Origin of the sequence: Streptomyces sp. WM4235, assembly GCF_001279725.1 — a bacterium.
Classification (GTDB): domain Bacteria; phylum Actinomycetota; class Actinomycetes; order Streptomycetales; family Streptomycetaceae; genus Streptomyces.
Genome location: NZ_LGDE01000330.1, coordinates 1 through 369 on the forward strand (window position 1 = coordinate 1; position 369 = coordinate 369).

1 protein-coding gene is annotated in these 369 nt (G+C 75.6%); it reads left to right on the forward strand.

Features of this window, described 5'->3' with window-relative positions:
• Window positions 1-369, forward strand: a 369-nt coding sequence (locus tag ADK55_RS21020; protein ID WP_159041502.1) for a GAF domain-containing protein, incomplete at both ends; no start/stop codon positions are given.

Sequence of the window (369 nt, forward strand, 5' to 3'; positions counted from 1 at the left end):
GTTCCGCGCCCTCGCCGTCACCGCCGCCCGTCCCGGCCCGGCCACACTGGCCGTCGACCCGGTCGGTGAACTCGCCCGCTACGACGCCACCCGCCTGGTCACCCAGTGCGTGCTCACCGGCCGGGCCATCCTCGTGCGGCAGGTCACCGACCAGGAGCTGGTCGGGATCGCCCGGAACCCCGAGGCCGCGGCCCTGCTCGTCGAGGCCGGGCTGCACTCCTACCTCGCGGTGCCCCTGACCGCCCGCGGGGAGGTCATCGGCGTCCTCGGCCTCCAGCGCACCAGCAACCCGACGCCCTTCGACCACGACGACGTCCTGCTCGCCGCCGAACTGGCCGCGCGGGCCGCCGTGTGCATCGACAACGCCCG